14 protein-coding genes and 2 tRNA genes are annotated in these 24,901 nt (G+C 40.9%); 12 read left to right on the top strand and 4 right to left on the bottom strand.

The features are described 5' to 3' along the window. Nucleotides 1-133 precede the first annotated feature (133 nt). The 3 genes from WAA15_RS06510 to WAA15_RS06500 all read left to right on the top strand — a co-directional run bounded on the left by WAA15_RS06510 (nucleotide 134) and on the right by WAA15_RS06500 (nucleotide 3,606). Nucleotides 134-1,078, top strand: coding sequence for an N-acetylornithine carbamoyltransferase (locus WAA15_RS06510; RefSeq protein ID WP_337041855.1), 945 nt, complete (start codon nucleotides 134-136; stop codon nucleotides 1,076-1,078). A gap of 152 nt (nucleotides 1,079-1,230) precedes the next feature. Further along, nucleotides 1,231-2,370 carry an acyl-CoA dehydrogenase gene (locus WAA15_RS06505; protein WP_442892775.1) on the top strand — a complete coding sequence of 380 codons (1,140 nt, stop codon included), beginning with the start codon at nucleotides 1,231-1,233 and terminating at the stop codon, nucleotides 2,368-2,370. 312 nt (nucleotides 2,371-2,682) lie between these two features. Further along, nucleotides 2,683-3,606, top strand: a complete 924-nt coding sequence (locus WAA15_RS06500; RefSeq protein WP_337041852.1) for a helix-turn-helix domain-containing protein — start codon at nucleotides 2,683-2,685, stop codon at nucleotides 3,604-3,606. A gap of 58 nt (nucleotides 3,607-3,664) precedes the next feature. On the opposite strand, the gene WAA15_RS06495 is transcribed toward WAA15_RS06500, so the two are convergent. Further along, complete coding sequence (locus WAA15_RS06495; RefSeq protein WP_337041850.1) at nucleotides 3,665-4,036, bottom strand: hypothetical protein; 372 nt, start codon at nucleotides 4,034-4,036, stop codon at nucleotides 3,665-3,667. 309 nt (nucleotides 4,037-4,345) lie between these two features. Between WAA15_RS06495 and WAA15_RS06490 the strand changes: the two genes are divergently transcribed. The 3 genes from WAA15_RS06490 (at nucleotide 4,346) to WAA15_RS06480 (ending at nucleotide 7,006) form a co-directional block, all read left to right on the top strand. Further along, nucleotides 4,346-5,998 carry a M20/M25/M40 family metallo-hydrolase gene (locus tag WAA15_RS06490; RefSeq protein ID WP_337041848.1) on the top strand — a complete coding sequence of 551 codons (1,653 nt, stop codon included), beginning with the start codon at nucleotides 4,346-4,348 and terminating at the stop codon, nucleotides 5,996-5,998. Between the two features lie 36 nt (nucleotides 5,999-6,034). Further along, entirely contained in the window at nucleotides 6,035-6,859 is an 825-nt protein-coding gene (locus WAA15_RS06485; protein WP_337041846.1) for an aminotransferase class IV, read from the top strand. Nucleotides 6,860-6,935: 76 nt separating this feature from the next. Further along, nucleotides 6,936-7,006: transfer RNA gene (locus WAA15_RS06480), tRNA-Gln, on the top strand. Between the two features lie 685 nt (nucleotides 7,007-7,691). Here WAA15_RS06480 and WAA15_RS06475 read toward each other — a convergent pair. Continuing rightward, a complete protein-coding gene (locus WAA15_RS06475) occupies nucleotides 7,692-7,823 on the bottom strand; it encodes a hypothetical protein (RefSeq protein WP_337041844.1) in 132 nt (43 codons plus the stop codon). A gap of 451 nt (nucleotides 7,824-8,274) precedes the next feature. Between WAA15_RS06475 and WAA15_RS06470 the strand changes: the two genes are divergently transcribed. The 5 genes from WAA15_RS06470 to WAA15_RS06450 all read left to right on the top strand — a co-directional run bounded on the left by WAA15_RS06470 (nucleotide 8,275) and on the right by WAA15_RS06450 (nucleotide 20,834). Beyond that, nucleotides 8,275-9,792, top strand: coding sequence for a hypothetical protein (locus tag WAA15_RS06470; RefSeq protein WP_337041842.1), 1,518 nt, complete (start codon nucleotides 8,275-8,277; stop codon nucleotides 9,790-9,792). Further along, a complete protein-coding gene (locus WAA15_RS06465; RefSeq protein WP_337041840.1) occupies nucleotides 9,767-10,741 on the top strand; it encodes a hypothetical protein in 975 nt (324 codons plus the stop codon). Before WAA15_RS06470 ends, WAA15_RS06465 begins: the two co-directional genes overlap by 26 nt. 5 nt (nucleotides 10,742-10,746) lie before the next feature. After that, a complete protein-coding gene (locus WAA15_RS06460; protein WP_337041839.1) occupies nucleotides 10,747-14,802 on the top strand; it encodes a hypothetical protein in 4,056 nt (1,351 codons plus the stop codon). Nucleotides 14,803-14,941: 139 nt separating this feature from the next. Continuing rightward, nucleotides 14,942-16,144 (top strand): ComEC/Rec2 family competence protein, encoded by a 1,203-nt coding sequence (locus WAA15_RS06455; RefSeq protein ID WP_337041838.1) that lies wholly within the window; start codon nucleotides 14,942-14,944, stop codon nucleotides 16,142-16,144. Nucleotides 16,145-16,184: 40 nt separating this feature from the next. Continuing rightward, nucleotides 16,185-20,834: a DUF6603 domain-containing protein gene (locus tag WAA15_RS06450; protein WP_337041837.1), complete on the top strand. Its 4,650-nt coding sequence runs from the start codon at nucleotides 16,185-16,187 to the stop codon at nucleotides 20,832-20,834. A gap of 78 nt (nucleotides 20,835-20,912) precedes the next feature. Here the strand turns inward: WAA15_RS06450 and WAA15_RS06445 are convergent, their stop codons facing one another. Both WAA15_RS06445 and WAA15_RS06440 read right to left on the bottom strand, forming a co-directional pair. Next, complete coding sequence (locus WAA15_RS06445) at nucleotides 20,913-22,577, bottom strand: hypothetical protein (protein WP_337041835.1); 1,665 nt, start codon at nucleotides 22,575-22,577, stop codon at nucleotides 20,913-20,915. Between the two features lie 775 nt (nucleotides 22,578-23,352). Next, nucleotides 23,353-23,427, bottom strand: a tRNA-Val gene (locus WAA15_RS06440). A gap of 256 nt (nucleotides 23,428-23,683) precedes the next feature. Here WAA15_RS06440 and uxuA point away from each other — a divergent pair. After that, nucleotides 23,684-24,880, top strand: a complete 1,197-nt coding sequence (gene uxuA, locus WAA15_RS06435) for a mannonate dehydratase (RefSeq protein ID WP_337041833.1) — start codon at nucleotides 23,684-23,686, stop codon at nucleotides 24,878-24,880. Nucleotides 24,881-24,901: the final 21 nt, after the last annotated feature.

Genomic DNA, 24,901 nt, shown 5'->3' with positions numbered 1-24,901 from the left:
CAAAAACTTTATTATATACAAAGAAAGGCCGCCGGGTAAGCCGACCAGTTAATTCTTGTAGGCATTAATGTCGTCTGGAATTAAACAGATTTTATATCATTCACTTGCTTATTCAGATATATACCAAAGAAAAATGAGAAATTTCATTTCGTTAAAGGATGTTGACAATGTTCAGGAGTTAGTTAATGAGGGGATTCGTCAGAAAAAAGCACCTTTTGCAGAACAAGGGTTAGGAAAAAACAAAACCATAGGGCTCATCTTTTTCAATTCAAGTTTAAGAACCCGGCTTAGTACACAAAAAGCCGCGCAGAATCTGGGCCTGAATGTAATGGTTATGAACGTGGGGCAGGATAGCTGGCAACTCGAAATGGAAGACGGCGTAGTAATGAACGGAGACAAAGCCGAACACGTAAAAGAAGCCGCAGCCGTTATAGGCAGCTATTGTAATATAATTGGGGTAAGAGCTTTTGCGGGTTTACAAAACCGTGAAGCCGATTACCGCGAGATAGTCATGGAAAAGTTTAAACAATATGCAGGCGTGCCTATTGTGAACCTTGAGTCTGCTACGCGGCACCCGTGCCAGTCTTTAGCCGACCTCATTACTATACAAGAACACAAGAAAACTGAGAAGCCCAAAGTGGTGCTTACATGGTTGCCTCATTTCAAGCCACTGCCGCAGGCGGTTGCCAACTCTTTTTGTGAGTGGATGAACATGACCGATTATGAGTTTGTAATTACTCACCCCGAAGGATACGACCTAGCCCCCGAATTTGTGGGTAATGCAAAAGTAATTTATGACCAGAACGAAGCCCTTCAAGGGGCCGATTTTGTATATGGCAAAAACTGGTCGTCTTATGTACATTACGGGCAGGTACTCACTCAAGACCCCTCATGGATGATTACCAAAGAAAAAATGGCACTCACCAACAACGGTCTGTTTATGCACTGCTTGCCTGTGCGCCGCAACCTGAAAGTAACCGACGAAGTGCTTGACCACCAGTCGATTGTAGTTCAGCAGGCAGCTAACAGAGAATGGTCAGCACAAGCTGTTTTAAAAAATATCCTGAAAGATTTATAAACAATACCCACATAAATCCATTTGCTTTATTCCTTTTTTTCTTCATATAGTATGCTTGCATACTATTTTTGTTTTGTTTATTTTTGCTATCATTCTATCACAAACCAACAATCAAATACTATAATCACATGGCAGGTACATCAATTGAAGGTATTAATTTTAACTTAACAGAAGAGCATCTGGCTGTTCAGCAGGCTGCTCGCGAATTTGCGCAAACCGAACTACTCCCAACGGTAATAGAGCGAGACACACACTCAACGTTCCCGCATGAAGCAATCAAGAAAATGGGTGAATTAGGTTTTTTAGGCATGATGGTGTCGCCGGAGTATGGTGGGGGTGGTATGGACACCGTTTCGTATGTGTTGGCTATGGAAGAAATCTCAAAAGTTGATGCCTCAGCCTCGGTTGTGATGTCGGTTAATAACTCGTTGGTTTGTTGGGGTTTAGAAAGTTTCGGTACAGAAGAGCAAAAACAGAAATACCTGACCCCTCTGGCATCGGGCCAGATAATCGGAGCCTTTTGTTTATCAGAACCAGAAGCAGGCTCTGACGCTACCTCTCAAAGAACTACTGCCGAAGATAAAGGAGACTACTACCTGCTGAATGGTACCAAAAACTGGATTACCAACGGAGGTACGTCGTCGGTATGTCTGGTAATTGCCCAGACACACCCTGAACTCAAACACAAAGGCATTAACTGCCTTATTGTAGAGAAAGGCTGGGAAGGTTTTATGGTTGGTAAAAAAGAAGATAAAATGGGGATTCGTTCGTCAGATACTCATACACTGATGTTCTCTGATGTAAAAGTGCCTAAAGAAAACAAAATCGGCGAAGATGGATTCGGTTTTAAATTTGCCATGACAACCCTTAATGGTGGGCGTATAGGCATAGCAGCTCAGGCATTAGGCATAGCAGCCGGTGCTTACGAACTGGCCGTGAAATACTCGAAAGAACGAAAAGCCTTTGGTAAAACAATCAGTGAGCATCAGGCAATTCAGTTTAAACTGGCCGAAATGGCTACCAAAATTGAAGCCGCCCGCCTGCTGGTATACAAAGCCGCCCGCTTAAAAGACGAACACAAAGATTTTGTACAGGCAGCAGCTATGGCAAAACTTTTTGCGTCAGAAGTAGCCATGTGGGCTACAACAGAGGCTGTGCAGATACACGGCGGTTACGGATACGTAAAAGAATACCACGTAGAACGCCTCATGAGAGATGCCAAAATTACACAGATATACGAGGGTACATCTGAAATACAAAAGCTGGTTATTGCCCGCGAAATCTTGAAATAAGCTATAAACCATTAGCACAAAACACATATTTCTTTGTATTAAAAAAGGCTCTAAATGAGCCTTTTTTGCTTGATATATACCCAATAATATTGGAATTTTACTGAAAAATACAACAAAAATAATGTATATACATATAAAATAAATTAGACTTTTTTTAGAAAAATTGTCGGTTTATTGTAAAAAAATATGATTAAAGGAACATCTTTTATGTTTCTTTTGTTAGAAAAAAAATGGAAAAATATTAGTTTTGTCCAATATTTGTTAATACATTGCGTTTAGTATTCTAAGCTATCACGAAAATGCTCCTACAAAATGGAAGATTACAATAAAATCATAGAATCTTTAGGTGTGAAATTCGCTAAAGCACGCCATATCAGAATTTTGCAACCAATAAAAATTAAAAACGTTTATGACGTTGAAAACTCCCTTCTGATACTTTATGACGGAGATGTAAAATTAGCGGGCAATGATGAGCGTGTACAGCCAGGCGATTTACTTTTCATACCCGGCGGTAAAGCCGCTACCATTAGCTATGGGGTAGGAGAACCTAAAAATATCTCATTTGAAGAGTTTATGACTCGCCGTGAGAGCTATTTTGAAACCATGACGGAGTCGGCGGTGATTGGTAAAGTACCTAACTCGTTTGGGTTGATAAACTTTGAAGCAAAAGTTTTTGACTCGGTTAACTTCTTTACTTCGCTTGATATTCCGCCATTCTTTATTAAGCAGCACTCAAAACTTGGCTCCTTGATTTATGATATTCTGAAAGAAGACTTTTCGGATGAAGTAGGCCGTGGACGAGTAATTAAAAATAAAACTGAAGAAATAGTTATCGAGATTGTACGCCATATTCTCAGAAACAGAATGTTTGTTGAGCAACTGGCTACCAATAGTACTTATTTCAAAGACCCACGTCTGATTGACATCTTTACTTATATCAAGAATAGCTTGGCCGGAGATTTATCGAACAAGCAATTAGCTAACGTTGCCAACGTTTCAGAAGATTACGTAGGGCAATATTTCAAAATGCTAACAGGCATTAACCCGCAGGATTACATCGAGTACCAACGTATGGAAGCCGCAGTTACGCTTCTTCGTACCTCAAAGAAAAGCATTCGTGCCATCGGGCATGAAGTAGGGTATAAAGACACCGCCTATTTCTGCCGTCGTTTCAAGATGATGTTCGGGATACCGGCAGGAAAAATGCGCCGCAGAGAATCGTTAATGATAGGCTAACAGAAACCTCATATATCAGCAGAGCCACTCATGAGTGGCTCTGTTTGTTTATAGGCTTTCAGTTACTGATTTTCAGGTCTTCCGGTTTTTCAATTACCAGTTGGTGCCGCCCCCTGAAAACACTTATTTTTCCGTTAGCAACTACCTTTTTGCCTGTAAGCTCGTTCTCGTTGATGGTTATTTTTTCGAGTACTTCTTTATATACAACTACCGTTAACGGGCTATTAGGATAGTTTTCATCAAGATTAATGAGCAGAAAAGGCGCGCGCTCATTGCCTGATTCAAAACGCCTTGCCCCTGCTACTATACCTTTTATAATCACAGGTTTATCAACATAATTAGCTACTTTATCGGTTGTCAGGGTATCCGACTGCGCATAAGCCATGCTTACAAAAGAACTAAGTAGGGCTATCAAAAATATTTTTTTCATTGTGCTAATATTAAAATAAAGAACGCTGTCTGTAATGATATTTTTTGTTCAAACGTACAAGGTTCTGTTAGTAGTATATAATGCTGTAAAGATGCTAAAATGTTCAGATAGCATCAAGCTGAATTTATTTTATCTGTTATTTTCAATTCTCATGGTTTCTTGCCTGAAAGATTTAGGTTTAAATAAACCACTCACCTTTAGGGTATTTTAATAGGCCCAAAAATCAGACTAATAATTTTTTCGTTAACTTAGCAGAAAATTTCATAGCTGAGTTTCATCAGAACCAAACAAATACCTGCCAAAAAATTCATGAAAAAAAACATCTGCCTTTTTCTTTCTCTTTTACCATTTCTGACGTTTGCGCAACAGCCTATCAGTAATAATGTTTTAAATGTCATTAACCAGATTGACACCAATCGTATCAAAGCGCATGTGGTTTATTTGGCCGATGATAAACTAAAAGGCCGGCAGCCCGGAAAAGAAGGTTACCAGATGGCCGTTGATTACATACAGAGGCAATACAAGGAAATAGGCTTAAAACCTGCGGGCGAAAACGGAACGTATCTGCAAAAAGTTACGCTTAGAAAAAGCAGATTAACCAAAGAAACAGCCAGTTTTGTACTGACTTTACCTAACGGAGACACAAAGCCTTTGAATCTTGGTAATGAGTTGTTTGTGTATCCACACCCTGAGAAAAAATCGGTTGATTTTGATGCCCAGTTGGCTTTTGTAGGTACAGGCTTTGATGCGCCATCAATTAACATTGAAGATTATAAAAACCTTGATGTAAAAGGCAAAATAGTTATAGTATTAAGAAAAGTACCCGAGAATGTATCGGCCAATGTAAAGCTGCATTTGCAGTATCCGGCTACTTTACAGGAATATGCCGCTAAAAACGGGGCTATTGGTGTGTTGGTTTGTAATTATACCAATAACACTGTTCAATTCAAGGCATTGGCCAATAATATGTCACAGAATGGTACTTCTGTATCTGTTCTACCAGACGGAAAACGGGCAAGTTCGGCATCGGTTTTAGGGGGCAAAATTCAGGTAGCAGGCGGCATAACCGTAGCTATGCTTAAAGAAATCATGCAGGCCGAAAATATTGTATTAGACGAAGTCTGGAAATCTCTGGAAAACGGGGCTTATGTCAGCAAATCCCTTAAAACGACGCTATCAGGGCATTATGAGTCAAATTTTGAAGATATTCAGAGTTATAATGTTATCGGAAAAGTAGAAGGTTCAGACCCTAAACTAAAAAACGAATTTGTGATTCATTCGGCTCACCTTGACCACGTGGGCGTGGGTAAACCAGTAAACGGAGACTCTATTTATAATGGTGCGCACGATAACGCCTCTGGCGTAGCTTGTGCTTTGGAAATAGCGCGTGCGTATGCCAATCTTGCTACAAAACCCAAACGTTCTATCGTTTTTGCCATGATGACAGCCGAAGAACTGGGCCTTTTGGGTTCTGGGTATTTTACAGCCATGCCTACATTACCCAAACAGCAAATTGTAGCCGATATTAATACCGATATGCCAACTATACTTGCCCCACTGGAGTCTGTGGCTCCGCTAGGTGCCGAGCATAGTAGTTTGTTAAAAGTAGTTGAAGAAGCTGCCAGCATAGTGGGCCTGAATGTTGAACCTGACCCCGACCCAACAGAAGGCCGGTTTGTGCGTAGCGACCAGTATAATTTTGTGAAGGCGGGTATTCCGGCACTGCATATTAAATACGGGTACAAAAAAACAACGATAGAGAAAAATCTGGCCCAAAAAGTAAAAATCTGGCGCGAAGCTAATTATCATAAACCGTCCGACGAAGTGAACGATACTTTTGTGTGGTCGGCTGGTAAAAAATATGCACAAGTAAATTTTCTGATAAGCTATTTAATTGCACAAAATCCTGAAAGACCAACTTGGAACAAAGGAGATTTTTTTGAGACAAACATCGGAAAATAATAATTTTGTACTTCTAATTTAATTAAACATTATCCAATGGCGCATCACTGCTACTTTAATGGTAAAATTGACTCGGTAGAGCAAACAAATATTCATATAACTGACCTCGGGCTACTTCGCGGATATGGTCTGTTCGACTATTTTCGTACTTATAATGGCCGTCCTTTTCAATGGGACTGGTACTGGGAAAGATACGAGCGTTCGGCCCGATTACTTCGTTTACCTAATCCTGTTCAGAAAGATGAAGCCTATCAGGTTGTGATGAGCCTGATTGAAAAAAGTGGACTGGATGATTGTGCCATAAGATTTGTACTGACAGGCGGTTATGCAGAAGATAGCGTTTCTATGAGTAAACCTAATCTGTTAATTATCAGCGAGGATATTCACCCCGTTAAACCAGAAGAATATACCTCAGGCATTAAAGTAATTGCTTATGAATATGTAAGAGATTTACCTGAAATAAAAAGTACCGACTACAAACACTTTATGATATTACAGGCCGACATCAAGGCGGCTCAGGCTTCAGACGTACTGTTCCATAAAAATGGCTACATTAGTGAATTAAGCCGAAGCAATGTGTTTATTTTTAAAGGCGATACCCTTATTACACCAGATACAGATATTCTGAAAGGTATTACTCGCCGGACAACCCTTGAGCTAGCTAAGGGGCATTTCAAAATAGAAGAAAGAAGCGTAAAACTGACAGAACTATTAGAAGCCGATGAGGTATTTACCACTAGCACCACCAAAAGGGTACTACCTATTACAAAAGTCGATGATTCGGTGCTTGGTTCAGGCAAAATTGGTCCTAAAACACAGTTTTTGTTAGATTTAATTAATGAAAAAATAAAAAATTGGTAAAATTTTAACTTTTTTCTTTGACAAGACTTGTTTCGTTTTTAAAAAAGCCTTACTTTTGCACCCACAAGTTCAGGATTGACCCATAGTATAAGGGTAGTACAACAGATTTTGGTTCTGTATGTCTAGGTTCGAATCCTAGTGGGTCAACAAAAATAAAGAGGTAATTATTTGATAACCAAATGATTACCTCTTTTTGTTTTCATAGGTTTTTCTGTAATCAGCTTTGGGCAGTTAATCCGAAAATCTTGGCGCACCCTGAAACTGTCTCAGGGTTTTACTCTGCCAAGAACATAAATACGAAACAATTACCACAACAACTAGCCAGAGCATTATAAAACCATTATTGTTTCATTTATCGTCAAGATTTCGTGCTTGTTTCATATAAAAACCCGAACCGTATTTATTCCTGCCATAGAATAAATCTGTTTGTTCTTTCTCACATTACAATTATCGCTTATTTGCCTTATTAAGCCCTTAAAAAACCTTTTCATACCTCAAGTTTTTCTCTGGTAGCATCATATACTACTCAATATTCAGTTAACCTTAACAGGTTTTATATCAATACCCTATACCACTGGATAAATAGTTTTGTTTATTCTAAAAAGTTAAAAAAAAAGCCTGTACATTAGCATTATTACAACTTGAGTAAAACTAAATTAAAGTGAGTGCTATAATACTTTGTTCCTTATTTTGCTTTTGCATTTTTTCTTACCTTACGTATTCTCAAAAAGAATCCTTAATGCGTGTAGAGTTTTACACGTACAGAAAACTTTTGTCTGAAAGCCACCTCCACCGTCGATATTACATTATACTTTGGGCGATGATAATGGCTTTAACCGGATTTCTGATTTTGAGACTTATGACCCCCTTTCCGGTGTAAAGGATAGAAAAATACTTCTTGCCATAGTACACTATCTTTGGCATTATGGGCTATATAGCCTGCAATAGCGAACGAACTTTTCATTTTGTGGCTTCAGATAAATGCAGAAATTAGGGTAGAGTAGATGAAGCTGTGAGCTACTCATTGACGTTAAGACCATCAATAATCTATGCTGGTCAGTGTGGCTGTTTTAGCAAATCAAATTTTTTCTTTCAAGTAGTAAAATATCGTGGTATAAGTGCCTATACGAATGCCTTTACCAAAATTCAGGTTGGCGGGTGCAATAGGAAGTTCTCAACTTGTGCTATATGGCTGTGTGTGTAGTAGTTGTTACCAGTTAATCGTATTGAGGCAACGGCAATGCCACCTATATGGAATAAGGGTTACGGATAGGTATATCAGCCACTTTGCCAGATGTGCCTGTACGGGCAAATAGTTTTCGACAAGTGAAATAATCCACCTTATTAATACTTAAAAGCACTCGAATATTTTATGTAATGATAATCCTGCATACAGGTTAAAAGAAATCATATATATGACGTTAACTATTGAAAACAACCCTGCTAAAGAATCGCCACTAACTGGTAACCTGATTTTCTACCAGCACATGCTACCTCCGCTTACCTCTAGTGCCACGGGTGCTGCCGAGAGTGCTGCCGTAGGAGGTACCTATAAACTTACCGTAGAAGAAACAATATCGAGCAAAGACGGAAAGATAGAGGAAACCACCTACCAGAACATAAATGTGTTTGGGGTTCGTAGTCCACGGTTTTCGCTACCCGGCCTTATTTCGTCGGTGTATCCACCCGAAAGTGCGCAAGGAGAATACGCCAATGTGCTGGCACACGTCTGCCTCAACCGTGGCACACTACCGTGGGAGCGAAACGCAGTTTCGGGGGCTAGTGGCTTTGATGCTGAGGCTGACAAAGCTCCGTGGCTGGGTACATTATTATTTTACGAAACAGACCCCGCTGTTGCCATTAAACAAGTTACTTTGCTCGAACTGACTAATGTAAATAAAAGCGGTACACTCCCGGCTGGTACATTCTTCCCTCCATTCGAACTCGAAGATGGCGAGCAGTACACCGATAGCTGCATGGTAATAGATATTCCTGTGGCTTTGTTTAATCAGGTAGCCCCTACATTAGCCGACCTGCCATGGCTAGCCCATGTGCGTGAAATTCAGCCTACTAATAAACAATCAGCCAAATACCTCGACAAACTAAAAACGCTTTCAAGCGAAACAGATAGCCCTAAGTTATCTACGGTAATTACCAATCGGCTGCCCATAACCGGAGCGCAAAATGTGGCCTGTCTGGTATCATTTGAAAACTATGCTAAATACCTGCCCGGCAACGACGGGAGCCAAAGCGCCGATATTCCGGCAGGTACCGAAACCGTCCGTATGATTCTGCTGAAGCAGTGGCAGTTTTTTGCAACAAAGCAAGACCAGACCTTCTCTGGTTACCTACTGAACCTTAATAAAAAAGACGGTCAGCCAACGGGAACAATGCTACAACTAAACCCTGATAATGGCACAAGTGAAGCCGATAAGGCTATCAACAACGCATTTAATATGGGTTATGTGCCACTTAACCACCATACCCGTCAGGGCGATAATACCGTATCGTGGTATAAGGGTCCATTCCTGCCGTTTGTTTCAGCCGGAACAATAGATATTCCGGTAAACGGGCCAGATACCTGCACTGCTTATAACCCCGACACAGGTATGTTCGATGTTTCGTTTGCTGCTGCGTGGCAACTAGGCCGTTTGCTGGCTTTACAGAACGGCAATTTTGCCACTGCTTTATACAACTGGAAACGTGCTAACACACAAGAGGCGATATCGGCTTTTGAAGAAGAAATGATTAAAAAGACTTTGAAAGAAATAGTTGACGAAGAAGCTGAACAAACTCAAACAGACGAAGCCAGAATTATTGGCCGTGATGCAGCACAGCTTGAACTGGCTCAACTAATGGCCCACAGCCTGAATAAGATACTTTCACAATTTATTAATAATAAGGACGGTGAAAACACAATTGAAATTAGATAGCAACAACCTGCTTAATACGCTAAGCAACCCCGCGGAATTGCGCCGGCTAAGGAATTTGAAACGGGCCGAAAATTTGTCAGGAGAGCCTTTATCTTCCGAAGAAAAAAATCTGGCCGATTGGTTAGGACGACTTAAACTATTGCATGGTGTACCATTTAATTACATTGTGCCTGATGTTTCGATGCTGCCTATGGAATCGATACGCTTTTTTTATGTCGATTCCTTGTGGCTAGACTACCTCACCGAGGGGGCATTAAGTATTGGCCGCTCAACGGCAGGCGATAGTGTCCACGATAAAGCCTTTCTTGGAGACCTACACGTGTTTTCAAGGTTTGGCGTAAAAGCACAGCGTAACAAAGTATTAGGCCATTTAAGTTTTCATTTGAATGCTGCCGAAAGAGACAGACTGGCTAATAGTGCCAGCCCCATAACCCCTACCGAAAAAATCACTGGATTTTTGTTACGTTCGGGTGTGGTGAGCGGCTGGGAGGGGTTGCAGGTAGAGGCATTTCTGGATGATGCCGCTACAAAACCCTGCCAGTTACTGCGTATGGACCACCTAAGCCCCAACGTATTGCTATGTATGTTTGAAGGTATGGTTAAAAAGGTAATCATCCATGAATATCCTGAAGTACTACATTTTGGTGTAGATGCCGATGCCGTGGGCGGAGAAACTGTATTTACAAAATCATTCCGGTATATCGTTGACCACGACGGGCATTCGGCAGGCGAGCAAGTACCTGTTACTGTGGCCCCGCCTGTGCAGATAGCCGATTTTGCACGTGCTGGCAGCACAGGTGTTGTGCGTATAAACGACCTCGCTAACGCCATGAAAAAAGAATTGGAAAATACAATTGCTTACAATGGAGCATTTACAGCCGCTGAGTTTGCTCTTGAAATGGTAGAAGGCGTGGAAGCGGTGAATTTTAAAATTGACATAAACCAATAGTTGAAATGAAAACTACTTTAGCAGCAGATGGTTTGGGCCTGATTGTTCCGATAAACGTTGAGGCGTTGTGCGTTCATAGCGATGCGGGCGCTATATTTACACCTTCTCCATATAATTTTAGTAAGCTCCCCGACTCGAAACAGACAGATGTGCCTAACCTGAGTGAAAAAATAATGACGGGTAGTGGTTTGGTATCAATAGGGGTGGGTGTGCACCTGCATTGGGCCCTGCCCGACGGCCTCACTAAAGGTACTAGCCCGCAAGACAACACAGGAGCAGTTGCTTTTCCTGAAACGCCCGACAGGTGGCTCATAACGCGGGTATATTCAGATATTTCTGACCCATCGAAGCCTGTAAACCGTGTAAAGTCTTGGGTAGTCGAAAGTAACTATGTTTCTGAAACACAACCAGACTATACGCGTCAGAGCATTGCCGTTCCTTTTAAAACCGATAAAAATCAGGGGCAACAATACCGGTTTATGGGGCGTGTGCAGGAATTTGAAACATGGGTAGCGCAGCAAGTACTTAAAAAAAATAATCCTGAAATAGCAGCACTCGAAGCGCAAAACTTTGTCGAAGGCTTAAGTGCTGTGGGTTATGGTACGCCTGAATTCTCGGCATCATATCAAAATTGTAAAAGTATATTCGGGTTTTATGATACCGAAGCCGAACTGGATAAACTCGGCGATAATATTCGGCTTTCGTATCATGTAGTAGGTTGGTATCATGAATTGATATCTGACCCGCTATCTCAGTTGCCGTTACAATTTGACCCCGATACTTTTAACGATATATTGGCTAAAGTTTCGGAATCCGACAAGGCAATTCTTGAAAGTGCTTATACCATCCGTCAGCAAGACGGCCCGTATGTGTTGGCTGCTAACCTGACCGCCGCTCAGAAGGTACAGCTAAACGGTATATTAACCAATGCTGGTTTTAGTTTCCTCAATTACGTACTGAACCAATGTGAATGGTCGCTTCCATCGGGTACTGCCGAAACCAACCCGAACGTAACGCATACCATTGTTACGGGCATGGTTGGTAATATTACTTGGGGTAAAAACCTGAACAGCTTCAAAGCAGTAAACGATAAGATAAACATAGCTATTGGTAATACTTCGTCGCAAGCACTGGCAGCATTAATTGCACAGGTTGGCGGTTTGCCTAATCCGCAAGATATTGAGTTGCTGCTCGATGCCTTGCAACTTGGTAAATTGAAAGGCGTAACAACCATTGATGAACTGAACCGCCTCGAAGACCTAGAAATAGCTCTACATACGAGTGCTTACACTTCTACGGAGGGTGGCAAAATATGGGAGATAACCAAAATTGACGATGATGGCACCAATATAGGTCTGCACGCATTGGCTGATAATTTGGGTGATGACCTGAACAAACTGAACGAATGGCAGTTGGCGTATGACCATAATTTGCAGGAAATAGAATCGATGCGCACACAGATTTTTATGGACTGGTATCGGTTTATGCTAGTGCTACGCCGTGGCAATAATGACCCCAGCCATGGCATGGATGCAAACAACATGGCCAAGATGATTACTAAGGAAATAGAGACACTAAATCAGAAAGTTATCGATACTAGAATCCAGCCTATTGAACAACTGGCACAGGAAATCAGAGCTAAACTACCTTCCGATTGTAAACTGTCTGATATTTCGGCCCCACGTTACTGGCAACCTGCCGAACCTGTAATTCTGTTTCAGGGGCAGGATATTAACCCGCCCCAGCGCTACGGTGGCGACGGGCGTTTTATGCCAGACAATACCCTGCTATGTCGTTTATCGTCACAGGTAGTTACCAGTGCAACTTTGCCTGCTAACCTTGTTGGCAATACTGCACAACTAACTTTCGACGCGCAAAATACCCCACAATTATCACAGGCTATCCCACTTGATTACAGCGACCAGATTCATGCCCTATTTACAGAAAGTTGCCTGCTGAACCAGACCGCCATGGCTGTGCTTTGTCAGGCTGCCGGAGCAACGATGAGCTTTGCTGATATTACCCGAATTATTAAAAACAACCGTGTTGGCTTTACTACTCCAACAGTCTTGCCGAATTTGCCAGTAACTACCGTAGAGCATATCAAGAGTATCATCAGTGCCGAAGATTTTACATTCTTTCTGACGCTCTATGTACTTCAGGGTGATAAATATGTGCTGCAAAAACCTGTGGTCGACATAAAAGCAACCGACCTGAAACGGCTGAATTATATTTTCGTTTCGTCGGCAGCAGACTGGTCGTCAAGAATTACATATTCGGGTCTGGCACCGTCGCTGGTATACTTTGTAGATTGGGACGGCAACCCGTGGCTGCCTTTTTCGCTTACTTGGAAAGTTACGTATTATCCGTTTGCCGATATTATGCCAGATGGCAATAGCAATGCCTCTTATTCAGAAGACTTTATGAGTAAGAATTTCAAATTGGGCGATGTGAGCTACGAATATAAAGGCCCGATAACTGTGCCGACACAATATCAGGCTTATAGCAACTCAATTTTTATGTCGCCTCATGCCGAAGAAAACTTTCAGGTACAGATACAGAAATTTCTTGATGCACAGCCACTAGACCCTCTCAACAAAGACCTGAAACAAATATTAGAGACGCTAAAGAATTTTCCGCCGGTGCTTTCGCAATCTATCAGTGGTATAAACGATGCAATGATTATGCGCAATAAGGTGCTTCAACTGGAAGTTAAAGACCCTGTTCCTAAACCAGATACTATTAATAAGTTCACTAACGTTACAGTAAAAGATGCCGTAGGGCCAATGACCGAAAGCGCGCCTAGCCCCGGTAATTTTTATAATCCGGTAAGAGCAGGTGTCATGTCTATTGCCTCATTAACTATCGTAGATGTTTTTGGCCGCAATATAAAAATAGATTCGCCTAGTAAACTTATAGTTGCCAATAATCTAAGTGCCGAGGGTTTAGGGGCTAATTATGTTTATTTATCGCCTACAATTGTACAACCATCCCGATTAATGTTCCGTTGGCTGGCAGCGGCTAATACTAATAAGGAAACAAATTCGCATCCGATAACTACACCTATCTGTGGTTGGATACTGGCCAATCATCTGGATTCAAGCCTTTGGTTTTATAATCATGAAGGAAACCCGCTAGGGTCGCTCATCTTAAGCGAAGATGCTAAACGTGTAGTATGGCAAGGTGTGCCGGGTAGTAATACCTTTGGTATGAATATAGAGCAATTTTTTAATTCAGAAATAGGGCTGCACGTAAACGAACAGCTAAAAAAGCTGGCTATTGCCTTATATAATGGTGGTAACGGAGCTTATCTGGATAGCTTTATGCGTGCCAATGACACTACTTACAGCCTTATTCAACCCCAAAGCTACAAACAGATGGGTAGTAATGCTGTGCTAATTGGTTCGCCCATTGCCGTAACGCAGGCCAGCCTGAGTCTGGAACTTGCAGGCCAACCAGCCACTAGCCTCGGCTGGTACGATATGGAGAAAGAAGTAAATAAAGGCGCACCAAAAAACGACGCCGGTTTTACGGAAATTAAGTTTCCTGTAAGATTAGGCAAAATGAAACAGGTAGATGACGGATTACTAGGCTACTTCAAAGATAATGACTATGGGCATTATTACGTCATGAAAACCAACAATCCGACCGATAAAGTCTCGGAGCCAACAGAAACCAACATTACTTTAACTACTAGCAATAAGTCTAACAAAATGACTGTTACCCTTTTGTTAGACCCCCGCGGCGGCGTGCATGCTACCACAGGCTTACTACCAGTTAAAATGATTGATATACCACCAAGCCATTTTGCCGATGCTCTTGAAAATCTTCAGGTAGCCTTTCTGACTACACCAGTACTCTATAATGCCAATACGCCTGCTTTTCCGGTTCCGGCCGAAGGGGGTGGAGAATGGGCGTGGCTCGAAAATGAGTTGTCGAAATGGTCATTGTCACAAAGTATCCAGCCGATTGATGATAGGGCAAATCTGGCCGATGACCCACAGGAAATAAAAGAGGGATGGCTAATTCGGAAAAAAACTGACAAAGAGTTGCAAAACTAATGTGTGCTTTTAATCCGAGAAAGCCGTAAAAACCCAACCAAACCTGAACGAGTGTATGCCTATTGCTTAAATACAATAAGCATCCGAGGTTATAAGTAACGTTTGAAATTTAAAATACAAGAAATTAAATATAGGACACATGAGCATCTTTAGAACTTACAGCGCCGACTCTCCAACACCCAAGATTACAAACGGAGAGGCAAATATAGGTGAGATGAATTTTGCTATTGTAGACATGGGGCAGGGAGACTGTACCATCATAAGTGACCCTAATAATAAAGTATATGTAATTGACTGCGGGAGTATTGACAGAATGCCTAAAAAATCAATGACTACCGCACAAGCCGTCCTGCGTAAGTGGGCTGCCGGAAACACCATTGAATTAATCATAACGCATCCCGACCGTGACCATTACAATAAATTCTGGGATTTACTGGTCGAAGCAGATCCTACTGTAAATGTTAAAAATATTTACTTTAGTCGGGCAAAATCCGATACTTCGCCTCTGGGTAACTATAGTGTGGGATTCTTTAGCTCAAATCTAAATCATTTTGGTAACCCCGATTTGATAGAGGTTACTTTAAATGAAACTAAAAACGAGCTTAAAATCTGGAGAGAAAGTACAGCATATACAGTACCCAAAACAGAGACTATTTTTTCGACTTTTGAATTGGCCAGAGGTGAAGTTAATGAAAAAGCTTGGAGTATCTCAATAATTGCAGGAAATGTAAAATCGAAATTAAGGTCTAGTAATGAACTAAATAACACCGCAAGTTTGGTAACGCTAGTACAATATGATGACTTGAAATTGTTATTAACCGGTGACTCTACTTCCGAGACATTCGCTTTTCTGGAGAAAAGTCATGCGGATATAATCAAAGACGTCGATATATTTCAGATTCCTCATCACGGTTCAGAAAGCAGTAGACCGAAAGCTTCATTTGTGAAATTAGTTAATCCAAAGACATTGATTGTTAGTGTAGGGTTAATGAATTCTTCTTTTTTCCTTCCGAAGAAATCAATTATTGATGCCTGGCTGAAGAGCAAAAACTTACGCAAGGAAAGTCTTGTAGTAGATTATTGGGTATTAGGAAATCAAGATTACGATAGTAGGAAAAAATTAAACGTTCTTCTTAAAGAAGTTTGGAAAAAATATCCAGTTTCTCATAATAAGAACAGTAGTTTTTGGTGGCTTGATAAACCTGACGATGCAAGAAAAAGTGGTACGGGTTTCTATGGATTTTCAAATAGAAATTACTTTTTGTATAGAATCACAAGTGATAAAGATATCTGGATAACGGGTGTAGAAGGCAGTCTATGGAATGAGACATGGGAAATGTAGCGGTATCAAAATTTATATAACACGATTGATATAACAAGACATGGATATAAACGAGTTGAAAAAAATAGTGGAAGATGGTTTAAAAGGTACCGATTTTTCACTGAATCTGGAAACCTTATCGTCGCCGGAGGTAACCAGTATCGCAAAAAATAATTTGCCGGCATCAAAGCTGACGCTCTCAGGGGCTAAAATTCTGGGTTCTGATGCCGACAGCATAACTATTTCAGGAACAGGTACTGATGGCCCCTTTAAAGGAATGGCCGCCGAGGCCAGATTTTATATCCTGACCCAACAAGCGGCTTTAACCTTAAAAGCAAGCGGCGATAGCAGCTACACATTGGTGGACTCTTTCCCGCAGCTTCAAGGCAGTATGGCCAAAGAGATAGTATTTAATAATTCGCCACAGCCACCGTCATTATATCTTTTGTCTGACCCTGATGAAAACCATATTGCCGGATTGTCTTTTACTGGTGAAATTGATTTTAAGAAGATAAGTTCGGGCATAAGCACGTTGCTTAATATTCAGACACAAACCATAACCGGACCAGTAGTTTTACAGAACGGAGCCGCAGATTTTGTTTCTTTCGACCTGACAGGGCCACAAATTACTGGTGTAAAATTATATGTGGCTAATAACGTTAGTATTGATTTTAAGGTAGGAAGTTTTAATTTGCCTAACCCGTTTTCAGAAAGTTCTTCGGCTCTCCCGTATATTGAACTGAGTACCGCTATTCCATTTTCGGCATCAAATAATCAGTATTCTATACCCGTAGCTGTAAAAATAATTAATCTGAAAACCTTTATCCGCTTTAGTGCAGATATAACTAGTTTAATTGAAGCCTCCCTCAATGCCCTGAGTTCGCTGGTTAATGGCGTGTCTCTTGAAGGCGTATTACCACCGAAATCACAATTCCCAATTGAAAACATCCTGAAATTCAATGACTTGTATTTTGATTTCGATGCAACAGGGCTAAGTGTAAAAACGGTGGGTTTACAGGTAAAAAGCACTTCTCCATGGACAATTTTTACGGTATCCAGTACTGGTAAAACTTTTCGTGCCGAAAACATGGTACTTGACTTTTTCGTGCTGACACCATTTTCGGGAGCAGAACCATACCTGAATCTTAAAGGAGAAATCACGCTTACAGATAAAGCCTCGCTGGCAATTATGGCCAGTTATCCTAATTTTGAAGTACAGGGCTTCCTGAAAGAAGATTCAGAACTTAGCATCAGAGAGTTTGTCGAGCAGTTTGTAGGTCAGGCAGCGGGTATACCAGAAGAGCTTTTTGTAGAACAACTAAGCTTTGACTTTAAGTCTGACGATTATTCGTTTGAGTTGGAAGTAGACGGCGTATGGAACATAAATGACGAACAAAACCTCGCGTTGATGATACACCAGTTGGGTTTTGCTGTTAACTATACTTCAAGCGTGCAAACAGCCAGTTTCTACGGAATACTATTTGTAGGTGAGGTAGAAGTAACCATGACCGCCGATTATGAAGGCTCACAGGATAAAAAAGGCTGGATATTTACCGGAAAAACGGGGCAAGGCCAAAGAATTCCAATCGATGTAGTTACTAACTATCTCGAAGAAACTTTTGGTGCGGGCAAAATACCAGACTGGGTAAAAGGTACTACTCTGCAAGACCTTTATATCATGCTTAATACGCTTGATAAGTCTTTTGATTTTTCAATTACAGGCAATATTCCTCTTGCAGCCAACAATGAATTAAAGATTATTGTTGGTTTTGCCATGAACGTGGATGAAACAGGAGGGTATAAAAAAGTATTGTCGGGCAAGTTGTTTGTAGGCAAGTCGGTATTTTCACTTGTTTCTGAAATCTCATCATCCGATACTAATATTGCTGCTAAATGGGTGGCCGAAAGCCCAGAGGGGTATCTTCAGTTTGCCGATATAGCGCACGCTTTTGGCTTTAATGAAGTGCCTGCTATACCATCGGGTTTAGACTTGGCACTGAAAGAAGCAACAATTTTTTATGACTTTACCACCGATGCGCAGTCGCTTGTTATTGCTGCCGCGTCAGCAAATTATGGTTCTGCTGTTTTTGTAGCCAAGAAAATAGAAGGTGAATGGACGTATGTATTTGGAATAGACATCAAGATTAACATCGGTCTTGGCGATTTACCGTTGGTAGGTTCAAACCTTGAGTCGGTTGCTGGTAAAATGGCCTTAGATGATTTTAAACTCATTGGTGCTACTAAACCTATTAAAGAAGAAAACGTCAAGGAATTTAATAAACTAATAAAAGAAAAAGCAGGTAGCGGCTATCTGCAATTGCCTGAAATGCCTGAAGGCATACAAAAAGGCTTATATTGTGCGTTGGTGCTGGAATTAGGGGCCGATAACAGATTCGAGGTTCCAATAAGTACCGCCAGCAAAAAAGCACCAGAAAATACCCTGATGCTTGCGGCCGACACTTCATCGAAAGATGATAATGCTTACTGGATTCAACTGCAAAAAACAATTGGCCCGGTATATTTCGACAGGGCAGGGGTAAGCTACAAAGATGGCCGAGTGTCTTTACTGCTAGATGCCTCACTGATATTTACTGCTCTCAAAATAGAGTTGATTAGTCTGGGTGTTAGCAACCCACTGAGCAAGCTCGACCCAGCCTTTGAGCTTTCAGGGCTAAACATTGCTTACCAGAGTGGTCCTGTACAAATTGCAGCAGGCTTTTTAAAACAAGTTGTAGATGGAGTAACCGAATACACCGGAACGGCAGTTATTGGAGTAAAAACCTTTAACCTTTCGGCATTAGGTTCTTATGCTTCGGTTGATGGGCATCCGTCCCTGTTTATATTTGCGTTACTTTCTGCACCACCGTTGGGTGGCCCGCCTGCCTTCTTCATTACTGGCGTGGCAGCCGGATTTGGTTACAATCGTGGGCTTAAATTACCTACTATTGATACCGTGTCGAAATTCCCGCTCACAATGGGTTTTGTACCTAATCAGCAAAGTCCGTTTAAGAGTTCAGACCCGGGTGCTGCGCTGGGGGTTCTTATCAAAGATAAAGTTGTACCGGTCGAAATTGGTCAGAACTGGCTGGCTGCTGGTATAAAATTTACTTCCTTTCAACTTGTAGAATCGTTTGCACTGCTCTCGTTTGCTTTCGGTACCAACCTTGAAATCGGCATTATTGGGATGTCGACAGTATCCGTGCCTCCGAAATCACCAACGGTAGTTGCTTATGCACAATTGGCATTACTGGTAAAACTATTGCCCGATAAAGGCGAGTTTTCCGTTGAAGCCAAGCTGACGCCGGCCTCGTATCTGTTGTCGTCAGCCTGTGTACTTACGGGTGGTTTCGCATTTTACCTCTGGACAGCACCTAACGAACACGAAGGCGACTTTGTGATAACACTAGGGGGGTATCATCCTAATTTTAAACCACCACTTTGGTACCCTAAAGTGCCACGGCTTGGCTTTAACTGGATAATAACCAGTCAGGTAACCATGAAAGGGGGTATGTATTTTGCTCTTACGCCAACCTGTATTATGGCGGGTGGGTCACTTGAGGCCATGTTTAGTACTGGTAACCTGAAGGCATGGTTTACTATGGGTGTCGACTTCCTGATTGCCTGGAAACCCTATCATTATGAAGCACATTTGTATGTAAGTTTCGGGGTTTCGTATACTTTCCGCCTTAACTTGCTGTTTACATCGGTTACCAAAACTATCTCGGTAAGCATCGGTGCCGATTTGGCCATCTGGGGGCCTGAATTTTCAGGAACAGCCTCAATTCATTTATGGATTATATCGTTCAATATTTCGTTTGGTGCATCAGGCAACAAGAAGTCTACTTCTATCAGTTGGAAAGAGTTCAAAGATTCTTTCCTTCCTCCGTCTGACAAAACCTCGCAACACGAAGAGCTGTACGGAATTGCTGGAACAATACCAACAGATACCTACTGCCTGAGCAAGGTAACTGCTGGCCTCATGGAAGACCTGACTAAAGATAAAACAAACGACGATGACCTCAGTTGGATTGTTAGCCGGAATGGTACTATACTTGAGACTTACAGCATTATTCCATCGAAAGAATATGAGATTATCATAACCGATAGAAATGGGGCAATTCCAGCAGAAAACCTCGTAATTATTAATCAGGCCGAACTCGATGCCCGAAACAAAGATTTTGGGGTAGGTATGGTAGAAGTGGCAAACGCCGACTTTAATTCTAAACATACCCTCAAGATTGAATTTGCAGGTATATTGGCCCCTAACATTAAGTATGATATTACGGCTATCATCCGTAATGTACCAAAGTCACTCTGGGAAAAACGTGAAGTAGGTTATACCGAAGATGCACTGGTAAAAAATGTACTGGTTGGTTTCAGAATTACGCCACGCGCCCCAATACCTGCCCAGTCAGTACCTATTAGTCTCGAAAATTTCAAATATAGGTTCAAAGATTATGCCTATCCGGTTATTCCTGCCAAGCCTGAGCAGGTTGCTGGCCCTGATAATGTAAACGGCATGGAAGTATTAATGAAAACCATTGATAACGAACCTGCAAAAACTGTCCGGAAAAATATTATTGACTCGCTGAGAAAACGTGGTATGCAGGTGAATCCTGAAGTAAACGTAGCGCAAATAGCCGCAAAGGCAGAAGATTATATTATGGCACCTCCGGTGTTAAGCTATACCTACTGGAAAAAATCGGCCTGATGTATAGCAGTAAATAATTGCTGATTTATTTTAAGCCATCCCGTGAAAACTATTTCGGGATGGCTTTTAAATGGATGTTTATGATGCCAAATCTGGGTCTATAATTACCCAACTGCCGTTGAGGTTACGCAATTCTACTGTCTTGGTTACTGGAGAAGGGTATTTCTCATTGATAGATAGCACAGAAAGAGTAAAGTTGCACCAACTGTGTAGTTTAGTGTTTACAGGTACATCAAGCGAAGTTTTGGTGAGTGGCACATCTATTGGGCCGTTGTTATTCCAAGTATAGTTAATGGTAGTTTTTTTGGCATATTTGACGTTCCAACTTAAACCGATACTAACATCACCAGAAGCAGTAAGTTCAGAAAGCATCATTTCACCTGCCGAAAAGTATACTATTTGTGCCTGAGGCAGTTCGGTTACTTTTAAAAAGATCTGTTTAGTATTCTGGCCGTTATTATCATAAGCAATAGCTGTGATAGTTGTATGTTCGGCCGTAGGGGGTTCTGGTAACCAAAAATTGTTTTCATTTAACTTAATATCTCCCTGATTGCTGTCGAGCCAAACACGTCTTCCGTCTTTCAAAAAGTATTCAATTGTTACCCGTTTTGCCAGTGAAGATTCCCAACTGATGTTGATATTCTCTGTAATGAAAATAGTGTACCTGTCGGCCTCAAGTTTTTTCATTTCAGCAACTGCAATTTGTTTTTCCATAATGAGCGTGTATGCGCCGTCGTTATACCCAGGAACATCGTTAAACTGAATGTACATAATAGTGATTTTTTCTGGCGGTACATTTAATGGGGTAATGAGTTTATGAATAGGGAACCTTACAGTTTCGTAGGCTTTCATAATCTCTTTACTTGTGGGTAAAAATTGCCAGTAAGAGCTACCACCCATGTGTTTAACGGGCATCCACGGCAAAGAGGCCGACACATCAATTTCTATATTACTATCAGCAATAAGCTGGGTAGTAAGGTCGTGGTCGTTAGTGCCAAAAAGAAACGATATATAGAGTGTCGGAGCGCGCGGAGCTTTTAGAGTATCGTTTTCTGTACTGGATGAAACCAGTGGGTCTTTCGAAGTATTGGTAAGTAAGTAAGTAAAACCATTTTCAATTATAGCACTCTGGTCATAGGTAATATAAATAGGAACGACCTCAGAAGCTACTCTTAAGTTATCTTCTAAATCTGAATCCTCCAGTACAAACTGCCCTTGAATAGGATGCACAACATTGGTGTAGGAGTCTTTCAGGGGCAGTGTTTTTTTATTAGAATCAGGAGGGTTGAGAACCGCAAGGTGTTTTTGAATTGGCATAAAAGGAGGAGTGTATCCCGGAACGTTTTTATAGTCTATCCAAAAGTTACCCGGATTCGTCTCTGTACAAGAAATGTTAGTGATTATGATACTGACGGAGTTATTGATGTCCAGTGTTATGTCTTGGTTTGGATAAACCGACCACGAGGCCGATTCAAATTCAGTAGCTTCTATAAATTTAGAATCCCAGTTTTCAGGAAGTGTTAATATAAGATTCTTCACTACTTCGTCTGTCAGCAACGACTCAAAATCAAAGGTGAATACCGACGGGTTCCCTGCTTGATTTCCGATGAGCGGCAAGGGCGCATTTGTAGCATTAATAATAGAAAAGGTAAGCTTGTTTATAGATGTGTCTTGTGTGCAATACAACATCTGTTGGCCGTTAATGTTAAAAATTGTAAAACAATCTGAACTGAGTTCTTGCATTTAATTGATGGTTTTAGGTGAATTACTATTGGTTTAGACAGTTGTTGGTATTCACTGTTTGAGCTTAAATTTTGGGTAACTCTTTTAATAGGTTTGTTTTGGCAGCAGTGAAAACTTCTTTGACTTAACCTCGTTATATTGTTCAGGTATTCTTTCCCTGAAAATCGAGCTATTGTCATAGTAGACTTCTTCAGGAATAGCGATTTGTAATGCTCCTTAAATTGGGTGCTTTAATAATAATAGTTCCTTATGGCGGTAAATAAAATGATGCAAAACACAGCCAAAAAACATCTGATAGTTTTTCATGAATAATGCAGAAATTTAGACACAGTAATTAATACATAAAGCTACAAAAAAGCAGCTTAGTAAAAAGTGAAATTTATTTTTTGGTCACTTTTTTTGATTGTTTTATACCCATCTGGCAGAAGTCATATTGTAGTGTATTTGCACTTGTTTTTGGAGAAGATATTTATTTATACCTGTAAGCGATTATTCGACTCAGAAGTTATTACGTTGATTGGGCTTGCCGTAGATAATAATTTATTGATTATTGGGCTACAAGAAAGCTTTATGGCTTCTAATGGGGAATTACTGAACGGTTTTTAATCAAACAACCCTTTTGATTAAAATCTTGTATCTGTTGTTTTTATAAAATGCAAATCTCGAAATTATGTACTGTTCTACAACTTTTGGTGTTGCTTCGTGTTAGGTAAATTGCTATAAAAATAAAAAAAGCACTTACAAGAAAAACCTCGTAAGTGCTTGATTATCAGTGTGGGAGTTGAGGGATTCGAACCCCCGGCCCTCTGCTTGTAAGGCAGATGCTCTGAACCAGCTGAGCTAAACTCCCGTCCGTTGTTGTCGTTTGGGACTGCAAAGATGCACGCTTGTTTTTTTTTATCCAAATTTTATCTGAAAAAAACTTAAATATTTTTAATTTTCTTTATTTTATTATATTATGTACTTAAATAGTTAAATATTTGGACAAAAATTTATCCTCCTACTGCCTCGCTCAGTCAAAAAAGTACTTATTTTTATCAAAATTATATTTGAAGACTTAATACTTAAAACATAATTTTGTAACTTACCATTTCAACCTTATACTTATGGCTCTTGAACAAACCTGGCGATGGTTTGGCCCTAATGACCCTGTGAGTTTAACAGATGTAAAACAGGCAGGCGCAACAGGCGTAGTATCGGCCCTGCATCATATTCCAAACGGGCAAGTCTGGACAAAATCTGAAATCGAAAACCGGAAAGCAGAAATTGAAAAACATGGCCTTACATGGTCGGTTGTCGAAAGTGTACCCGTTCATGAAGACATTAAAAAGGCTTCTGGCAATTATAAGCAATACATCGAAAATTATAAAGAGAGTCTGGTTAACCTGGCCGCTTGCGGTATTGATACCGTGTGTTATAACTTTATGCCTATTCTGGACTGGACACGCACAGATCTGGATTTTCAGATGCCTGATGGCTCAACAGCACTAAGGTTCGATATGACAGAGTTCTGCGCTTTTGAAATATATATCCTTAAGCGAACAAACGCTGAGGCGTCATATTCAGAAGCTCAGATTAGCAAAGCTAAAGAATGGATAAGTAAAGCCAGCGAAGCAGATATACACCGCCTTACCCGAAATATTATAGCAGGGTTGCCCGGTAGCGAAGAAAGCTTTACTATTGAGGCTTTCCGCGATACGCTTGATACCTACAAATATATTGGTGATAAAGAACTTCGCCAGAATCTCTATACCTTTATCAAAGAAATTACGCCAGTAGCGCAAGAAAACGGAGTACTGTTATCTATTCATCCCGACGACCCCCCGTATCCGATTTTGGGTTTGCCGCGTGTAGTAAGTACCGAGGCTGACGCAAAACTATTGCTCGAAGCAGCCGAAAGTAAAAATAACGGCTTATGTTTCTGTACAGGAAGCTATGGCGTTAGGGCCGATAATGATTTGGTAGGTATGGTAGAAAGGTTAGGCAATAGAATTAATTTTATTCATCTACGTGCTACCAAACGAGATGACGAAGGAAATTTCTTTGAAGCGGACCACCTAACTGGTGACGTTGATATGTACGGCGTAATGAAGGCTTTGTTAACCGAACAGCAACGCAGAGTAAACGAAGGCAGACAAGATATAAGATTGCCTTTCAGACCCGACCACGGCCATAAAATGCTTGACGACCTGAATGCAGGTAAAAGAACAAACCCGGGGTATACGGCTATCGGCCGTTTACGTGGGCTAGCCGAATTAAGAGGGCTTGAAATTGGAATTATCCGTTCAGGACAAATAAAATAAGTATGTTACTTACATCGATTA

It is taken from the genome of Emticicia sp. 17c (assembly GCF_037153985.1).
Taxonomy (GTDB): Bacteria; Bacteroidota; Bacteroidia; order Cytophagales; family Spirosomataceae; genus Emticicia.
This window is presented reverse-complemented; position numbering and strand designations above follow the sequence as displayed.

What these genes read in the sequence shown, in the direction of transcription:
- WAA15_RS06485 (WP_337041846.1), top strand. Translation starts at nt 6,035, where the DNA reads ATGGCGCATCACTGCTACTTTAATGGTAAAATTGACTCGGTAGAGCAA.
- WAA15_RS06490 (WP_337041848.1), top strand. Translation starts at nt 4,346, where the DNA reads ATGAAAAAAAACATCTGCCTTTTTCTTTCTCTTTTACCATTTCTGACG.
- WAA15_RS06510 (WP_337041855.1), top strand. Translation starts at nt 134, where the DNA reads ATGAGAAATTTCATTTCGTTAAAGGATGTTGACAATGTTCAGGAGTTA.
- WAA15_RS06445 (WP_337041835.1), bottom strand. Translation starts at nt 22,577, where the DNA reads ATGCAAGAACTCAGTTCAGATTGTTTTACAATTTTTAACATTAACGGC.
- WAA15_RS06470 (WP_337041842.1), top strand. Translation starts at nt 8,275, where the DNA reads ATGACGTTAACTATTGAAAACAACCCTGCTAAAGAATCGCCACTAACT.
- WAA15_RS06450 (WP_337041837.1), top strand. Translation starts at nt 16,185, where the DNA reads ATGGATATAAACGAGTTGAAAAAAATAGTGGAAGATGGTTTAAAAGGT.
- WAA15_RS06495 (WP_337041850.1), bottom strand. Translation starts at nt 4,036, where the DNA reads ATGAAAAAAATATTTTTGATAGCCCTACTTAGTTCTTTTGTAAGCATG.
- WAA15_RS06460 (WP_337041839.1), top strand. Translation starts at nt 10,747, where the DNA reads ATGAAAACTACTTTAGCAGCAGATGGTTTGGGCCTGATTGTTCCGATA.
- uxuA (WP_337041833.1), top strand. Translation starts at nt 23,684, where the DNA reads ATGGCTCTTGAACAAACCTGGCGATGGTTTGGCCCTAATGACCCTGTG.
- WAA15_RS06475 (WP_337041844.1), bottom strand. Translation starts at nt 7,823, where the DNA reads ATGAAAAGTTCGTTCGCTATTGCAGGCTATATAGCCCATAATGCCAAA.
- WAA15_RS06455 (WP_337041838.1), top strand. Translation starts at nt 14,942, where the DNA reads ATGAGCATCTTTAGAACTTACAGCGCCGACTCTCCAACACCCAAGATT.
- WAA15_RS06500 (WP_337041852.1), top strand. Translation starts at nt 2,683, where the DNA reads ATGGAAGATTACAATAAAATCATAGAATCTTTAGGTGTGAAATTCGCT.